At 43.0% G+C, this 16,352-nt stretch carries 16 protein-coding genes; 4 read left to right on the plus strand and 12 right to left on the minus strand.

The features are described from left to right. Positions 1-119: 119 nt before the first annotated feature. The 9 genes from DB520_RS15040 to DB520_RS15075 form a co-directional block, all read right to left on the minus strand. On the minus strand, positions 120-2,165 hold the full coding sequence (locus tag DB520_RS15040) for a PKD domain-containing protein (protein ID WP_114750533.1): 2,046 nt from the start codon (positions 2,163-2,165) through the stop codon (positions 120-122). A 31-nt stretch (positions 2,166-2,196) separates the two neighbouring features. Continuing rightward, on the minus strand, positions 2,197-2,475 hold the full coding sequence (locus DB520_RS15045) for a DUF2442 domain-containing protein (RefSeq protein WP_114750534.1): 279 nt from the start codon (positions 2,473-2,475) through the stop codon (positions 2,197-2,199). Next, positions 2,447-2,644 (minus strand): DUF4160 domain-containing protein, encoded by a 198-nt coding sequence (locus DB520_RS27675; protein ID WP_394340937.1) that lies wholly within the window; start codon positions 2,642-2,644, stop codon positions 2,447-2,449. The genes DB520_RS15045 and DB520_RS27675 overlap by 29 nt, the downstream gene beginning before the upstream one ends. Next, positions 2,620-2,709 (minus strand): DUF4160 domain-containing protein, encoded by a 90-nt coding sequence (locus DB520_RS27490; RefSeq protein WP_262511322.1) that lies wholly within the window; start codon positions 2,707-2,709, stop codon positions 2,620-2,622. Before DB520_RS27490 ends, DB520_RS27675 begins: the two co-directional genes overlap by 25 nt. A gap of 134 nt (positions 2,710-2,843) precedes the next feature. Beyond that, entirely contained in the window at positions 2,844-4,973 is a 2,130-nt protein-coding gene (locus DB520_RS15055) for a formylglycine-generating enzyme family protein (RefSeq protein WP_157972105.1), read from the minus strand. Positions 4,974-5,401: 428 nt separating this feature from the next. Then, a complete protein-coding gene (rplI, locus tag DB520_RS15060; protein WP_114750536.1) occupies positions 5,402-5,845 on the minus strand; it encodes a 50S ribosomal protein L9 in 444 nt (147 codons plus the stop codon). Positions 5,846-5,890: 45 nt separating this feature from the next. Further along, entirely contained in the window at positions 5,891-6,142 is a 252-nt protein-coding gene (rpsR, locus tag DB520_RS15065) for a 30S ribosomal protein S18 (protein WP_114750537.1), read from the minus strand. Then, complete coding sequence (rpsF, locus tag DB520_RS15070; protein WP_114750538.1) at positions 6,139-6,510, minus strand: 30S ribosomal protein S6; 372 nt, start codon at positions 6,508-6,510, stop codon at positions 6,139-6,141. Before rpsF ends, rpsR begins: the two co-directional genes overlap by 4 nt. 85 nt (positions 6,511-6,595) lie before the next feature. Then, entirely contained in the window at positions 6,596-7,513 is a 918-nt protein-coding gene (locus DB520_RS15075; protein ID WP_114750539.1) for a hypothetical protein, read from the minus strand. Positions 7,514-7,572: 59 nt separating this feature from the next. On the opposite strand from DB520_RS15075, the gene DB520_RS15080 reads away from it, so the two are divergent. Continuing rightward, the gene (locus tag DB520_RS15080; RefSeq protein WP_114750540.1) at positions 7,573-8,160 is read left to right on the plus strand and encodes a class I SAM-dependent methyltransferase; all 588 of its coding nucleotides are present in this window, start codon (positions 7,573-7,575) and stop codon (positions 8,158-8,160) included. 9 nt (positions 8,161-8,169) lie between these two features. On the opposite strand, the gene DB520_RS15085 is transcribed toward DB520_RS15080, so the two are convergent. After that, on the minus strand, positions 8,170-8,394 hold the full coding sequence (locus tag DB520_RS15085; protein ID WP_114750541.1) for a hypothetical protein: 225 nt from the start codon (positions 8,392-8,394) through the stop codon (positions 8,170-8,172). A gap of 499 nt (positions 8,395-8,893) precedes the next feature. Further along, positions 8,894-10,570: an AMP-binding protein gene (locus tag DB520_RS15090; protein WP_114750542.1), complete on the minus strand. Its 1,677-nt coding sequence runs from the start codon at positions 10,568-10,570 to the stop codon at positions 8,894-8,896. A gap of 202 nt (positions 10,571-10,772) precedes the next feature. Here DB520_RS15090 and DB520_RS15095 point away from each other — a divergent pair, with 202 nt between their 5' ends. From DB520_RS15095 to DB520_RS15105, 3 genes are read left to right on the plus strand one after another with little or no spacing between them, the layout of a single operon-like run. Beyond that, positions 10,773-11,987 (plus strand): hypothetical protein, encoded by a 1,215-nt coding sequence (locus tag DB520_RS15095; RefSeq protein ID WP_114750543.1) that lies wholly within the window; start codon positions 10,773-10,775, stop codon positions 11,985-11,987. A gap of 43 nt (positions 11,988-12,030) precedes the next feature. After that, positions 12,031-12,645 (plus strand): DUF4230 domain-containing protein, encoded by a 615-nt coding sequence (locus tag DB520_RS15100; RefSeq protein ID WP_114750544.1) that lies wholly within the window; start codon positions 12,031-12,033, stop codon positions 12,643-12,645. 27 nt (positions 12,646-12,672) lie between these two features. Further along, complete coding sequence (locus DB520_RS15105; protein ID WP_114750545.1) at positions 12,673-14,583, plus strand: beta-N-acetylhexosaminidase; 1,911 nt, start codon at positions 12,673-12,675, stop codon at positions 14,581-14,583. Between the two features lie 315 nt (positions 14,584-14,898). Here the strand turns inward: DB520_RS15105 and DB520_RS15110 are convergent, their stop codons facing one another. After that, positions 14,899-16,341, minus strand: a complete 1,443-nt coding sequence (locus DB520_RS15110; RefSeq protein ID WP_114750546.1) for a sodium:solute symporter — start codon at positions 16,339-16,341, stop codon at positions 14,899-14,901. Between the last annotated feature and the right edge of the window lie 11 nt (positions 16,342-16,352).

Here is a 16,352-nt window from a genome sequence, read left to right on the forward strand (position 1 = left end):
AATGGTTAATGTATTAATGATTAATTGTTAATGGATCAATAAGGTAATAGTTAATGGGGTAAAGGTTAATTGAAATTTAACAATTAACAGTTAAAAACTATTACATTGTTTTAAAGGGCTTATTCTACCCACTCAAAATTTACCGCATCTATAAGGATTAAGCTATCAGCACCATCCGACACTACCTCTACATAGCTGTGTTCGTCCATGGAAAACCGGCCGAGCTCAAGGCTTTCCCTGGCGTTTACCGTTATTTTTTCTTTTCCGTCCATATGCCTTACCCAAACATCAAAGGCTCCCACTAGTTGGGCTAACTCGGGATATTTATAGGCAGGACTTTCCAGGTTTACGCTATAGTTTCCTTTTTCCAAATAGGGGTTATACCTGATAAATTCCCCCTCCCCTTTTCTGCCATTGATAAGGTAGTGGCCTTTTTGACCCTTAGTCCAATCAAAAGGAAACTCCGGAGACAACCAAAAATAATCCGATCTTTGGGTAAAGGGGTCATCATGATGGACCATCCTTCCTTTAGCTGGCTTTTGCCAGGGGAAATCCACCCTCACTTTTATATACTGGGGAGAATTGACAAAGGCTTCATGGTAAACCAACACATAGGCTTCGTAAAAACCGTGCTTTTTTATCATTTTTTCGGTTTTGGGAAGAATCTCAAGGAGAATATGGTCTTCCTTTACGCTTGGTGTTAGTTCCAACCAATCACTTCCATGAACATAAAGTGCCTCAAAACGGCACTTTCTCCCCTCATCTGGCCCCCATAGATAATGCTCAGGGAAAAGGGAGATGGTCTTTGGAAGAAGGTGTTCCTTCCTATCGTGGTGGCCTCTAAACCGAAGGGTGTTTGTGGTTGGGAATTCACTATCCTGGGTATTGGTTTTCCAAGGCGCAGGTGCATCAAATCCTGGTTCTTCTTCAGCGCTAATGTATAGAGAGGGAAGGTTTATGGTCTCTCCGGATACGGTAATAAATTGTTTAAAGGCATGCTTGTCCTGTCCGTCGCTTACCGTAAGGGTCACAGGGTATATTCCTGGCCTGGTATAAGTATGTGAAGGATTGGGGTGGATGCCTATACTTCCATCACCGAAATCCCAATGATAGGTCAATACGCCTCCCCATAGACCGGGGCGGGAACCCCTACTTTTGAAGTGTATGGTTTCTCCGGTACTAGCCTTGGAAAGGGGATCAATTTTGGCCAGGATTTCCCCTGCCTTTTCCCTGTTGTTGTTGAATATCTCCCAAAAAAACACCCATGGGTCCATAAAGGTCCACTCCTGATCCGGTTGCTTGATGCGCCATACAAAGTGGGTGTGGGGGGTGACACCCGTATAGACCCCTCCGGTATGGGCATAGGTTTCCCCCTGTGCTATAGGCTGGTGTTCTGGGATAAGCAATTCCACCATATGGTGGGTCTGAAGCTGCCAGATATCCCCATTTTCCCAAGTCCTGCTCCCTCTCCAGCGATTGTTGTTGTGCCCTGCTCCTAAGGAATTAAAATAGTAATGGGTGTCGAAATCTATGGGTGCCCACAGCGGGGTATTAGAGGGCATGTTGATGTCCAGTCCGCCATGAAGGTCCGCCCCAAAATAGGGTCCCATCCAGACATCATCCCCCTGGTAGGCATCCGCCACCTTCAGCCTTCTGTCAGGCACCGGACACCAATTGGTCAATGTTTGTGGACTAACAGACTTTCCCAAATCCTGAAAAGCAAATCGCGCCTGCTTCTGGGGCAGGCAATCCCCATGGTTTTCGTTAAAGTTTTCCCCCAATGACCTTAGTCCGTCAAACCAAATCTGTACCCCATTTACCGTGTAGGGCTCATAAAAGGATTGCTGTACAGGCACATACCTCAGCATCTCCATCTCCTGCCCATCCACTTTTACCCTGCTGATCATATTGAAAATGCTTCCATTTTTGTTGGCTCCTTGCTTGGTGTCTTTCAGGGTAGAAAAAACAATATTGTGCTGGGAAGAGAGAAATTCAAAGTGCAAGGTGTCCCCATTGGATTTGATATAGCTTACCTTGTCCCCAGCGTCAAGTTCTATTACAGTGAGGGTAGATTTGGAAGATAAAACAATGGGATTTGCCAATAACCGCAGATTGGACAAGAGAAAGGAGATAACAATCAAAAAATAAATGTTGAAATGATTCATAGCTGGAATATAAATGGGGCTGTGTATATATTTAAACCTTGTTCTTTATTGCCTTCCCGGTACTCATCTGATACAATACGTCTGGGCACAAATCAATTCCATTCTCCCAGACTACAGTATCAAATTCCTCGTCAAGTTTTACTTTTTTAAAGGTAGAAGGATCTTTTAATTCAGCGAACTTTGAAATGGGATTACTGCCCAATTCATTTAAATTTTCTGTCAAGTCTACTGTGCGAATTTCTTCCGTATTAAACCTTAACGTCACCCTATAAGGCTCAACATCAACTATTTCCTTTATTGAATATATCATAACATTTTTTCTTTTGTAGAGGTTGAATCTTCCTAAACTCCGGTGTTTCCGATTGGGTAGAATCCCAATTTTTCATTAACTCATCTTGATGTAGTCCAGCCCCTTCTTTTATCATACGTTGTGCCCTTCTTGGAGGTTCTCCTTCTAAAAGTTCCCCAGTTTTACACAAAAGATATCCTTAAATTCTCCATATTTTGCATGAAAATGTGGTGGATGGTGATCCTTAACAAACATATAAATAATAATCCCATAAAACCTGCTCAGTTCTGGTATATTTCATTGAATTAAAGTTGAATAATGAAGTTTTCAAAATCAGGATTAATAAATAGGTTCAGTAATAAATTTTGAATATTCTATTGCAAAAAAGGTTAATAATTTAAATCCACCACACACCTAAACCCCACCGTACCACACCTGTCCAGGCCTGGCCATGAGAACAGGTACTTGGCCCCAAAATGAGTGCGTTGGGGACCTTGATCGGCGTACCACCCCGAGGCTTTGGTCTCGTACCAGGCACCTCCCCTCACTATGGCATACCGGTTGTGTCCATCGCTGCGCTCGCTTTCTGTCCATTGCCATACATTGCCACTCATATCATAGATGCCTTCCACGGTTCTTCCATTTTTGAAGTAGGTTACCGGAGAGGTGTCCTCAAACTGACCATGGTTACAGCGTTCGGGGTCAAAAGCATTGCCCCAGGGGTATTGCGTCTCAGAATTACCATTTTGAGCTGCCCACTGCCACTCTGCCTCGGTAGGTAGGCGTTTGCCTGCCCACGCAGCATAGGCCCTGGCATCCTCCAGCGAAACAAAGGTCACAGGGTGCTCCTCTTTTCCCTTTGGAATATTCCCGTTTTCCCAATGTGCCAGGAATTGATGCTTCACCTTGGGCACATAGCCGCTTTTTTCCAAAAAACGCTTAAACTCCGCATTGGTTACCAAGGTCTTGTCCATCGCAAAGGGCTTCAGTTGTTGGGTAACTCTGCCTTCCACTGTTTCATGCAACTGGTTGTTCACAAAAGTATGGTCCACCACTCCTTCCATGGGGTAAAAACCACATTCCCTTCTTCTAAAACTAAATGTAAAATTGATGGAATCCTCCGGTACCTCAAGGATGGCCATGTTTTCAGGCAACCCCTCAGGTGGGTACCTTTTAGTAGTAGAATATGGCTCCCAGGTATGTTGGGGAAGGGTATGGGCTGTCCTAAAGTCTGCCTCAGCATACCTTTCCCCTTGCCCTTCCAAAAACAAGAGTAACTCTTCCGTTACTTCCTCTTTGGGAATAGCCAGAAAACTCCCCAACTCCCTTGGCAACAGGGAAAGGTGCAAGTGTATTTTATCCTCATGGTGGCTGGTGGTTACTTCCTCTCCTTTGATCAGATCAAAATACCGCATCCCCTTATGTGCGTACAATTTCAGAAAAGGCCCTTTGGCTCTCTGTTCTTGACGGTTTACGATGGTCCACAATTTCTGGTTTCCCCTTTGCCAGAGGGAGGCATACACCCTGTTCAGGTGGGTCTCCACCAATGGGCTCCACTCTCCCTCGGTAAAAAAGGAGCTGAAGTGCCTCTGCAGGGGCAACATAGTTCTCAGCAAGGTTTTATCCCTAGGATTCAAGGGATTTACGCTGCCAAAGACGTTTTCCCAAATCACCATGCCACTGCCGTTCATCCAGGCATTTTGGATCACTGCTGACTGCTCATGGCTCCACCGGGAAAGCCGATAGAGCATATGTCTCTGTTCCAGCCAGCGGTTGCGGATCAAGGGTGGAACTTCCAAAAACTCCTTGTACTTGTCCTCCATGGACCAGCCGATCTCCAGCCAGGATTGGTGGATTTCCTGTAACTCCTCGGGGGAGGTGGCGATTTCCGACTGAAGGATCACTCCCGGACTGGCCTCCTTTAGCTGATCCAGAAATCCTTTTACGCTGGTAATAGTATCCAAAAAAATTCCGTCTGCACCTGTCTCTTTCACCAGTTTGATCAGTTCCTCCTCATCATTTTTCCCATTGAGCCGACCAATATTGTCCCAGGGATTATAGGCGATAAATAGCCGTTTGCCCATGCTGTGAAGCTGTGAGGCCAGTTCCCTCAAGCCCTCCGTCCCGCCCGGGAGGTTCCGGTAAAACTCAAATTGATCCCTATTGTCAAAACCCAACTGGGGATAAGTAGGCCAAAGTAATACGATATCCACCCCGCCGTAGTTAGCCTCATAGTTCTCCAGGTATTCCTCCATTTGAAAATTCCAATCCTGATCATAAAGGTTTTGGTCGAATGCAATAAGAAATAACATGGAATATGCCTTAGAGGCCCATTGATAACCGGGATCCCTGTAAATAGCATCACTGTATTCCAGTTTCCTGAGGGTTTTTTCCTTCCAGCCCTTCAGCTTTTTTTCCCACTCCTTCCACTCCAAGGGAGAGGTAGGTGCTTCTATAAGTTGGCCAAAGGCCATTGTATCATCGGATTCCTCTTGGGCCATCAGGGGAATATTCAACATGGGTACAAGTAGGAATAGAATAGTGCATAGCAGAAAATGTCGGAGACATAGTGAAATCATGTCGGGAGAGGCGTTTCTTGAAATATAGTTGAAAACAGACACATTTCAAACCGGATTAGGATCAGGTACTTGCAAGTGGTGACAGGAAAAAAGCAATATCTTTATGAAGCCATTTGCAATGGCAAACTGCCTACCTTATTTTAGGGGAATTCGCTAAATAATTTGCTTTGATTAAATGTTGGACTTTGCACATCCAATCATTACCCTCCCAGGCGATAAGCTGTTTATTTGCTTCGTGTACAGGAGGTATGTACCCGTAACGAGGGATTAGGGAAGATCAAAGAGGTGAAGTATAAATTCCCTGGAGGTATAAACAAAAAAAGCCGGGCATTTAACAACCCGGCTTTTCAATATTTAAAGTATACGGATTATTCCGCTACCACTTCGAATTTTACCTGAGTTTTCACATCACGGTGAAGGTCAACCTCGGCCTCAAACTCACCAGCTGTTGATACGGGTTGAGCGATGGCGATTTTCTTCCTGTCTACATCAATGCCCTTTTCGGCTAAGGCATCCGAAATCTGCAAAGTGGTGACCTTGCCAAAAATCTTACCGGAATCACCGATTTTAGCTTTTATTTGAAGTTTAATACCTTGAATCTTCTCGGCAATAGCTTCTGCTTCCGTCTTGATTTTCTCAGCCTTGTGGGCTGCTTGTTTTACATTCTCCTGAAGGATTTTTTTATTTGAAGGGGTGGCCAATACGGCAAACCCTTGGGGGATCAGGTAATTACGGCCGTACCCAGGTTTTACTTCCACCAGGTCGTTTTTGTAGCCTAGCCCCTTTATATCTGTTTTTAAGATAATTTCCATTTGTTGATCACAATTTAAGATAAATGAACAAAGAACAGGACTGCACTATTTCAGGCCGTCAGCTACAAAGGGCAACAAGGCCAAATGTCTGGCTTTCTTTATGGCCTGAGCTACTTTTCTTTGGTATTTTGCAGAATTTCCAGTCAGTCTCCTAGGAAGGATCTTTCCCTGTTCGTTCACAAACTTCAACAAGAAATTGGGATCCTTGTAATCAATATATTTGATGCCCATCTTTTTGAAGCGGCAATATTTCTTTTTGTTCTGCTCTCTATTGATAGGTTCGTTTCTCAGTGTCATTTTGCTGGCTCCTCCTTAGCTTCGGCTTTTTTGTTAAATTCACCTTTTCTTCTTCTTTCCGCATAAACTAATGCGTGCTTGTCAAGTACAGTGGTAAGAAACCTAAGGACTTTTTCGTCCCTCCTGTATTCTACCTCCAGTTTCTTGATCAAGGTGGGCTCGGCGTTGAATTCAACCAGCACATAAAACCCCGTGGATTTCTTCTGAATCGGGTAGGCCATTTTTTTAAGCCCCCAGTTCTCCACGTTCACAATTTCTGCCCCCTCTTCTTTTAACAAGTTCACAAACTTGTCTACGGTATCCTTCATCTGAACATCAGACAAAACGGGAGTGAGTATGAATACCGTCTCGTAATTTTTTTGGAACATTTTTTTGTATTATTTGATACTTATTGAAAATTAGAGTGCAAAATTAGACTGAATGAGTGAAAAAACAAAAAATAATGCGTCTTTATTATTTTACCTCAAAACTTCCGTTACCAATTTCTATCCCATCCGAAAACACCTTTACCATATAAGACCCCTTGGCATAATCGGACCCCTTCTCATAGTAATAGGTCAATTTCTGTAAGGTGTTGTCGAAAATAATGTCCTGCTTAGAGGTGAAAAATTCCTCCCTTCCATTGAGGTTGAATGTACCGGAACCCTTAGCGATGTCAAAAATAACCTGTTCGTTGGGGCCAAGCACTTGTACATATATGTCCTTTGCTCCTAAGGGTGCCACGCTGTTTTCGCCCAGGTTAAAAGAAATTTTAAGTTTTTCAAGCTGCCGATTTCTAAATTCTCCTACCCTTTCTCTTCCCCTTGCATTAACGGCCGCAATGACGATGTTTTCAGCTCTCAGCCGCGCGGCCACGTTCACCTTTTCCTCCAATTCCTGAGCCTTCCGGTTGAGCTTTACCACTTCCTCTTCAACCTCTGCTTTGGAGGACTTTAGGTCCTTATTTTCGGCATACAACTGATCGTTTAATTCCCTAAGTCTGACAATATCCTCGTCCTTCTCCCTGAGCATTTCTCCATAGCCATCCATTTGCCTATTAAGTCTGGCAATTTCACTGGCGGAACGGGTCCTTTCGGAATTCCTTTCCTTGATAAGCTCATCTTTAATCATCACCAACGAATCCACCTCACCCCCCAGCCTTTCTATTTCCTTTATCCGGAGGTCCAGTTGAAAGGTCATGGAGTCGATTCTGGAGTTTAGGGAACTTGTCTCCTCGGTAAGAATCAAAATTTCCTCGGATTTCAAGGTCTTTTCCTTATGGTCAAAAAACAACCTAACCCCACTTAACAATACCAAAATCACAAGCACAACGATCAAAATGTTTTTGCCTTGCTCCTGCCGGTTTTCCTTATTCGTATTTACTTCACTCATTTTGAAGACTAATTATATATCTTTGAAACGATTTCTCACCACTTTATCTATAAAAAAAAATGGAAAATCCATTTGATGAAACCTACTGGACCAACAGATACAATGAAAATCACATCGGCTGGGACATTGGATTTATTTCCACTCCCATAAAGCAATATCTAGACCAAATCTCAGAAAAATCCAAAACTATTTTAATCCCAGGAGCCGGAAACGCATATGAAGCCGCATATGCTTTCGAAAAGGGGTTCAAGAATATTCATATTCTTGATTTTTCAAGAATTCCAATCGAGAAATTTCTTAAAGAAAACCCTGAATTTCCAGTCTCACAAGCTCATGTTGAGGACTTTTTTTCCCATGAAGGTGAATATGACCTCATCTTAGAACAAACCTTCTTTTGTGCCCTTCATCCCAAATTGAGGCAGGAATACATTCAAAAAGCAGATAGTTTACTGAAAACCGGGGGAAAAATGGTCGGGGTTCTTTTCAACCACTATTTCCAATTCGATGGCCCTCCCTTCGGGGGAGACAGGGCTTCTTATTTGCACTATTTTGAGAAAACTTTCGAGATTATCACCATGCAGCCCTGTCATAACTCCATACCCGATCGAGCAGGAATGGAGTTGTTCTTTATTGCAAGAAAAAAGTAGGGTGATTGATTAATTCAGTTCCATTCTTTTCAATATTTGTTTTGCCTTCACCATATAATCTGCCAATTCCTTGTTCCAATCCTGGGAGTTATCGGTACTTACTTCTACCTTACTCACCCACTCCAACTTGTCACCTTCGGATTCCCTATCTTGGTCAAGGCTAACCCTTTCACAGCTTGCGACGATAAGGAGTGTGAAAAAAATATCTGGAACAAAAAGCCAAATCCGTTTCATGGTTAATGTGGTTTTAAATTTTTACCTATACGAACCGAAAGCAAATTGCGTCCCAAAATTTTCATTATTTTTCAAAAAAGTTTACACCTACTAAAAAGCCCGTGGTAAATTAAACTCGAAATAGTCTTAATCCCAAAACAACCAAGCAAAAAATCAACCAAAGGCGGGAGTGTTTGAAAACAAGCCTAAAAGCTGGGTCAGGAATTAGCATAGTTCCCAGTAATGGGTTAGGTGGAATTGGATGGGGAAAACATGGCATTCCGTATTATCTGAGGTAGGGAAAGCAAAAAGCTAGAGGAAAGTGACAGCTTTCAAATAAAGGACGGAAAACCATCTTTCTACAAAAAATTGATGGAATTAAACGCCTTAAATGCATGCAGGAAGTACAGCAAACCTAGCTATAGAAGCGGTTGGGAAAATCTAGACATGCCCGTTAGAAATGCACAGCAATAAGGTCAAAAAAAAGGCCCTTTGGACATTTAACAAAGGGCCTTTGTGCCTAATGGTTTTTCTCGTGGTTTTCCTTGATTATCCTCCTGAGTATTTTGCCCACATTTGATTTTGGGAGTTCGTCTACAAAATACACCTCCTTAGGGATTTTGTAGTTGGTAAGGTTCTCCCTTGCATGTGCAATTATTTCTTCCTGAGTGACAGAGGGGTCATTGGGTACCACATAGGCCACGACTTTTTCTGTGGACTTTTCATCAGGAATGCCAATTACCCCTACTTCATTTACTTTTTCATGCCCGGAAATAGCATCTTCCACTTCATTGGGGTAAACATTAAATCCGGATACCAGTATCATCTCCTTTTTCCTGTCTACTATCTTGAAATATCCATCTTTGTCCATAGTCGCTATGTCCCCGGTTTTTAACCAACCTCCATCCAGGACTTGTTTTGTGTCCTCTGCTCTGTTCCAATAGCCTCTCATTACCTGAGGTCCTTTTACACACATCTCTCCCTTTTCACCAGTAGCTACCTCATTCCCATCATCATCTATGATCTTACATTCTGTATTGGGCAAGGGAAGACCTATGGTGCCTATTCTTTCCGTCCCATCAATGGGGTTGCAGGTGGCCACCGGAGAAGTTTCTGTAAGTCCATATCCTTCTGCCAATGTGGTACCTGTCACCTTTTGCCATTTTTCGGCTACGGCTTTTTGCACAGCCATACCTCCTCCCACTGCTATCTTGAGGGAAGAGAAATCCAGGGAACGAAATGCCTCTTGGTTCAAAAGCCCGTTGAAAAGGGTGTTTACGCCCGTAAAAACCGAAAAAGGGTGTTTCTTAAGTTCTTTACAAAATGCCGGCATGTCCCGGGGATTTGTAATAAGCACGTTGTGAGCGCCAATTTTAAGCATGGCCAAGCAGTTTACCGTCAAGGCAAAGATATGGTAAAGGGGTAGGGCAGTGATCACTGTTTCCTCATATTCCTTAAGCTTGGGCTTCATCCACCCCGAAATCTGCTGCATATTGGCAACGATATTTCCATGGGTCAATTCGGCACCTTTGGACACCCCCGTGGTTCCTCCGGTATATTGAAGGAATGCCAAGTCCTCCCTATTCAATTTTTCCCTAACAAAGGTTTTTGCTCCTCCTTGCTTAAGGGCATCCTTAAAGGAGTGTGTTCCAGAAAGGGAGTATGCCGGCACCATTTTCTTGATATACTTCACCACAAAATTCACTATACCACCTTTCAGCCCTCCCAACATATCCCCTATTTGAGTGATAATGATGTGTTTGGCTGAGATTTCATTTTTTATTTTCTCAAGGTTAGATGCAAAATTGGATAAAATAACCACCGCATCCACACCTGCATCGGTAAACTGATGCTTCATTTCTTTGGAAGTATAGAGTGGGTTGGTATTTACTACGATCAGACCGGCCCTTAGTGCCCCGAACATAGCAACAGGATATTGAAGAAGGTTGGGCATTTGTATGGCAATGCGGTCACCCTTTTTCATTTTCAGCTCCTTTTGAAGAAAGGCGGCAAAATCCTTCGATAACTTGTCCAGCTCATTAAAAGTCATGGTTTTGCCCATGCATTCATAAGCGATTCCATTCCCGAATTTTTTAATGCTCTCTTCAAAAAGATCCACCACGCTGTCATAGGCTGTAACGTCCACAGTCTTTGGCACAGATTTCGGGTAAAACTTAAACCAAGGATAGTCTTGCATATCGATTATTTTGAGTTAAGATAACATGAATGATTGATCCAATTTCTTCTAATATATTCATTCTTTAGGTGAATGTGAAGTGTCCCCACCTTTTTTTCAGTAATCCCTATATTATAATATCTTTTACGAAAAATTTCCGTTGAAGTATGGCAACAAATGGCATAAATTTGAAAAATAATGCCATAATCATTTGCAAACACCCATGCACACGAAAACATCCCTGTGGCTGTTGGTCTTGGTAGTCCTTGGTCAACTCCCCCTGCTGGCTCAGCAGCAAGATTCCCTTGTAGTCACCTTAGAAAACACACTCAAAGAAAGTTTGTTGAAAAGCATAGAGCAAAAAACAGACTCGTTGAACCAGAACCTGGGTACCAAACTCTCGGATTTGGACCTTAAAATCCAACTTCTGGACCTATCCCTGGAACAGACCACCAACGAAAGGATGATCTTGGACAAGCTGGTGGAAAGGGTCAAGCTCATCGAGGATTTTCAACAGGCTGAGAAGGAATCGGAACTCAACATCTACAAAGGAAATTACCAATCCGCCATTATCAATCTGGTATCTATGGAAAGGGAGCTCAAGCCACTTATACTTTTTAATTCCACCCGAGACTTTTTCACCACCCTAAACGACGTGGGGAACCCCACTAAATACCCAGGCTTTAACGATTGGTATTCAGGTTTTAAGAGCTATGTAAACGATAATCGGGAAAGCAATTCCACCCTCGGCGTGGTTTCTAACCTGATGAACCTTACAGGCAATCTTTCCGCAGGAACCCCCATATTCGGGACATTTAGTCAAGCCCTATTTTTGGGTATGTCAAATTATGTGGATAATTTAGGCGGGAACAGAAAAAACCAAGACTTGCGGGACAGGAGTCAAAGGATGTTTGAATTAGTGACGGAGCTAGGCCAATTCACCAACGACAAGGACTTGATTGAAACTGAATGGGAAGCTATAAATGTGGAATTAGAAGAACTTAAGAAGCTATACGAAAGTAATTTGGATAAAAATCTGGAAATATTAGCCATAAAAAGGGGAGATTTTGACAGGAGATTCACCTTGGAAAATGATGCCAACAAGAGATACCAATACCTCAATGAACTTACAGAGGTCATCTCTGAAAAGGTGAGAGAGGAAAAAAACCAAAATCCCAAAAACTGGAAAAACACCTTTTACTATGAAATGACGGAAATCCAGTCCCTGAAGGTACGTTTTGGAACCATTACCTTCCGTATAAGCGAGAACATCAATAAATATGGAGGACTAATAGAAAAGTATAAAAAAAGCAGGCATTTGGGGGGCAGGATGAACGATTTGGAAAATAAGCTCAACAACCTGCAAAACTCCTTTGACAAAACCTTCAGCCCCTTAGCATATATCAATTCCGCTAACAAAATGTATAAAGTATATTAAAAAAGCCAAGGGCTTGCCTAAAAGCAAACCTTGTTTCACGCACATGTATAGATTTCTTGCCGGGGTAGTCCTTACCCTTATCTTGGTAGTTAGTATTTTTTTCTTCTTTCAGCGAAAAGAGGAAAGTGAAGAACTCAGGCTCAATTCAGCCATGATCCAGCAACAGATCAATCAGGTGGGTAAACTCATCGTCACTGAAGGCAACTTTTCGCAAATTGTAAGCTACCGCAATACGCGCAGGAACTATTTTGATATCTTCGCAGCCAACAAAAAAGCACTGGTAGTGGTAAACGCAAAGGTCACGGTGGGCTACGACCTGAGGGAAATCCAGACTGAAATAGACGAGGCCAACCGCACCGTAAGGCTGACCTATATTCCCCCTCCGGAGATCAATATCTACCCGGATATAGAATACTACGATGTGAGCCAGGATTATTTTAATAAATTTGGGGCCGAGGATTATAATAAAATCAAGGGCAGGGTCACAACTATGATGGAAGAAAAAATCAAACAATCCAATCTAGAGGAAAATGCCAAAGAAAGGCTACTAAGTGAACTCGCCAAAATTTATATCCTCACCCAATCCATGGGATGGACCCTCACTTACGAAGAGTCCATCATTGACAGCATGGAGGATTTTAACCGACTTCAATTTTAAAATTAACGCAACAAAGCTTTATTATTTATGAATGGTAAATTACTACTCATTGCCTATATTGGTTGTTTTATGTCCCACCTGCTTTATGCACAAGAGGAACCTAGCGTCCAAATCATCCCCTATCCCAAATCCTTAACCTTAGGGGAGGGCAATTTTGTCCTTTCCCCACATACCACGGTACTAGCCAACACAGAAGGGGGACGGCAGTCTCTGGAACTATTCAATGCCTTTTTTGAAAAAAGGCATGGATTCAGTTTAACGCCTGCTACAGTGCCCCAAGAAGGGCTTTCCATACATTTGGAAGAAGAAACACTAAAGGACAGCGAAGAGGCATATAGCCTAAGTATACAATCTGACCAAATTACCATCAAAGGTGGAAAAGCCGGTATATTTTACGGGCTTCAGTCCCTGCTTCAGTTGGTAGAAGAAAACCAAGGTACCCTAAGTGTTCCTGTGCTTCAAATTGAGGATGAACCTGCTTTTGGATATAGGGGTATCATGCTGGATGTGGCCAGACATTTCTTCCCTGTGGAGCAAATCAAAAAAATTATTGACTTGATGGGCCATTATAAATTCAACCGGCTGCATTGGCACCTAACCGAAGATCAGGGCTGGCGAATTGAAATAAAAAAATACCCCAAACTCACCTCTTTTAGCGCATGGAGAGATTCCACTATCATCGGGCAATATTATGACTTTGATCCCTTTATTTATGATGGCAAAAAACACGGTGGATACTATACCCAAGAGGAAGCAAGAGAGATTGTAAGGTATGCTTCGGACAGGAATATCACCGTAATTCCAGAGATTGAATTACCCGGGCACAGCTCTGCGGTGTTGGCTGCCTATCCCGAATTGGGAAGCTTTGAGGTAAAGGACGGAAAAGCTCTGCCGGGTAAAATCGAGGCGAAAAACGAAAAGGGAGAGCCCTATGACAATACCCTGGACACAAAAGTCCCAGGCCATTGGGGCGTGCACAAAAATATTTATGGACCCACCGAAAAAGCTTTCCGCTTTTTGGAGGACGTGCTTACTGAAATCATGGAAATTTTTCCCAGCACCTACATTCATATTGGTGGGGATGAGGTGCCCAAGGATCATTGGATTACTTCAGAAGCTGCCCAAAAGCTGATTAAAAAGGAAAAGCTGGAAGACGAACATGAACTTCAAAGTTTTTTTATCAGAAGGATCGAAACGTTTCTAAACAAAAACGGAAGAAAGTTGATCGGATGGGATGAGATTTTGGAGGGGGGCCTTGCTCCCAATGCCACCGTGATGAGCTGGAGAGGTGAAAAAGGAGGTATTGCAGCCGCAAAGATGGGACACGACGTAATCATGACCCCGAACAGCCATCTTTATTTCGACCATTATCAAGGGGAAGACAAAAGCAAGGAACCCTTAGCCATTGGAGGTTTCCTGCCACTGGAAAAGGTATATAGCTACTCTCCAATTCCTGCTGACCTGGATGATACCGAAAGTCAGCATGTGCTGGGAGTACAGGCCAACCTATGGACAGAATATATTCCCACAAACAATAAAATGGAATACTTCCTTTTCCCCCGAGCTTTGGCATTGGCTGAAGTGGCTTGGAGGGCAAAGGAAGATAAAGATTACGGGAGTTTCAGCAGAGACAGGCTACCCCGGCATTTGAGACAGTTGGAGAGGGACAGGGTTTTCTTCAGAATCCCGGAAGCCCAGGTCAGTATTGAAAAAGACGAGGAAAGTGGAAGACATCGCATAGCAATCACCCCTCTGGTAGATCAGGCTCTGGTTTTCTATACCGTGGATGGGCATAAGGCAGACCCAACAGGCACTCCCTATAGAGGCCCATTTTTGGCTCCTATTCCCGGTGAGGGACAGGGGCCGCTTTCCTTAAGGTATGTGGTGGTGACGCCTAATGGAAGATCCAGTAATGAATTCCAGGTAGAGGTTAAATAATAAGCGGTTGGCGTATATAGAAAAAGCTCCCCAAAACCACTATAAGTGTTCTTGGGGAGCCTTACCCAACTAAACCACAAAAAAATATACTCACTAAAAATCAACCAACCTTCATCTTAAAATTAAGCTTTAAAAATAAAATTCTACTTTCCCTAAAAGCTTATACCTAAAGGTAATATGCCGACTTGAGGAAATAAAATGAAAGTAAACCAAGTAACCTTTTTCCGAAATTAAGTGCACTTTACAAGCTCGGCCAAAGCAGATAAACAGGAAAAAAACGAATTCCGAACTTGGTACAACCTGAAAGAGTAACCCTTAAATCGGTTTTCTTTTCAAGAGAATAAGCCCTAAAAAAGTAATGGCAGCATTTACCAATAGAATTTCGAAACCAAACTGATAACCTGAAAACCAAACCTCTGAGTAATGATCCAGAACAAATGACAGTGCCGGGCTTACCAGGCACAAAAAAGGCACAAGCCTGTCGCGCACTTGCCAGCCATTGGTGAGGCCAAATACAAACATCCCCAACAAAGGACCGTAGGTGAACCCGGCCGCCTTAAAAACGGCACTTACCACAGAGCGGTCGTTCAGCTCATTGAAAAGCACAATGGTGAAAAACACCAAAAAGGTAAAACCAATATGTATCAATAGCCTCACCCTGTCCTGATTGATTCCCTTCCTTTTTGGAAGGTCAATGATATCTATGCAAAATGAAGTGGTAAGTGCGGTAAGAGCAGAGTCCGCACTAGAAAATGCCGCCGCAGTAATTCCCAGCAAAAACACCACCCCCGCCAATGTACCAAAGTGGTTTAGTGCCAAGGAAGGGAATAATTCGTCTGTGGCTCCTGGCAAGTCAATCCCAAACTGAGAAGCATAGGCATACAGCAACACCCCCAAAGCCAAAAACAGCACATTGGAAAAAAGGAAAGTAATGGAAAACCAAAATATGTTTTTCTGGGCATCCTTTTGGTTTTTGCAGGTCAGGTTTTTTTGCATCACGTTTTGGTCGAGCCCGTTCATGGCAATAGTGATGAAAATTCCTGCGGAAAACATCTTGAAAAAGTTTTGGCTGGAATTGCCATCCCACACCCAAATTTGGGAACGATCACTTTGTGCAATAATCCCCATTAGCCCAGACCCATCCTTATTGAGGTGGTAGCCTATTACAAATATACAAATAACAACCGCGGCCAAAAGAAAGGTGGTTTGAAGGGTATCCGTCCATACGATGGTCTTGATGCCACTTTTGAAGGTATAAAGCCAGATCAAAACCATGGTAGTGAACACAGCCGCATAAAAGGGGATACCAAAAGCCTCAAAAAAAGCAAGTTGTAGAACCGTAGCAGCCAAAAACAGCCTAAAAGATGCCCCTATTGTCTGTGAAATTAGAAAAATAGTGGCTCCGGATAAATAGGTTTTGTTGCCAAACCTGGTTTTCAAATATTCATAGATAGATATTAGGTTTAGCTTGTAAAACAGGGGAATAAGTACCAAAGCGATTACCGCATATCCCACCATATTGCCAAGTACAAGCTGCAAATAGGCCCAGTTTGTATTGCCCACTTCCCCAGGGACAGAAATGAATGTTACCCCAGACAAAGAAGCTCCCACCATGCCAAAGGCCACCAAAAACCAAGGTGACTCCCTGTTTCCCGTATAAAAAGTCAAACTATCCGACTTTCTAGAGGTCAGGTAACTGATCAATATCAGCAGAAGGAAATATCCGGCGATCACGCCAAATACCAATGTTGGGGACATGCGGTTTTAGA

The organism is Pleomorphovibrio marinus (assembly GCF_003347495.1).
Lineage (GTDB): Bacteria > Bacteroidota > Bacteroidia > Cytophagales > Cyclobacteriaceae > Pleomorphovibrio > Pleomorphovibrio marinus.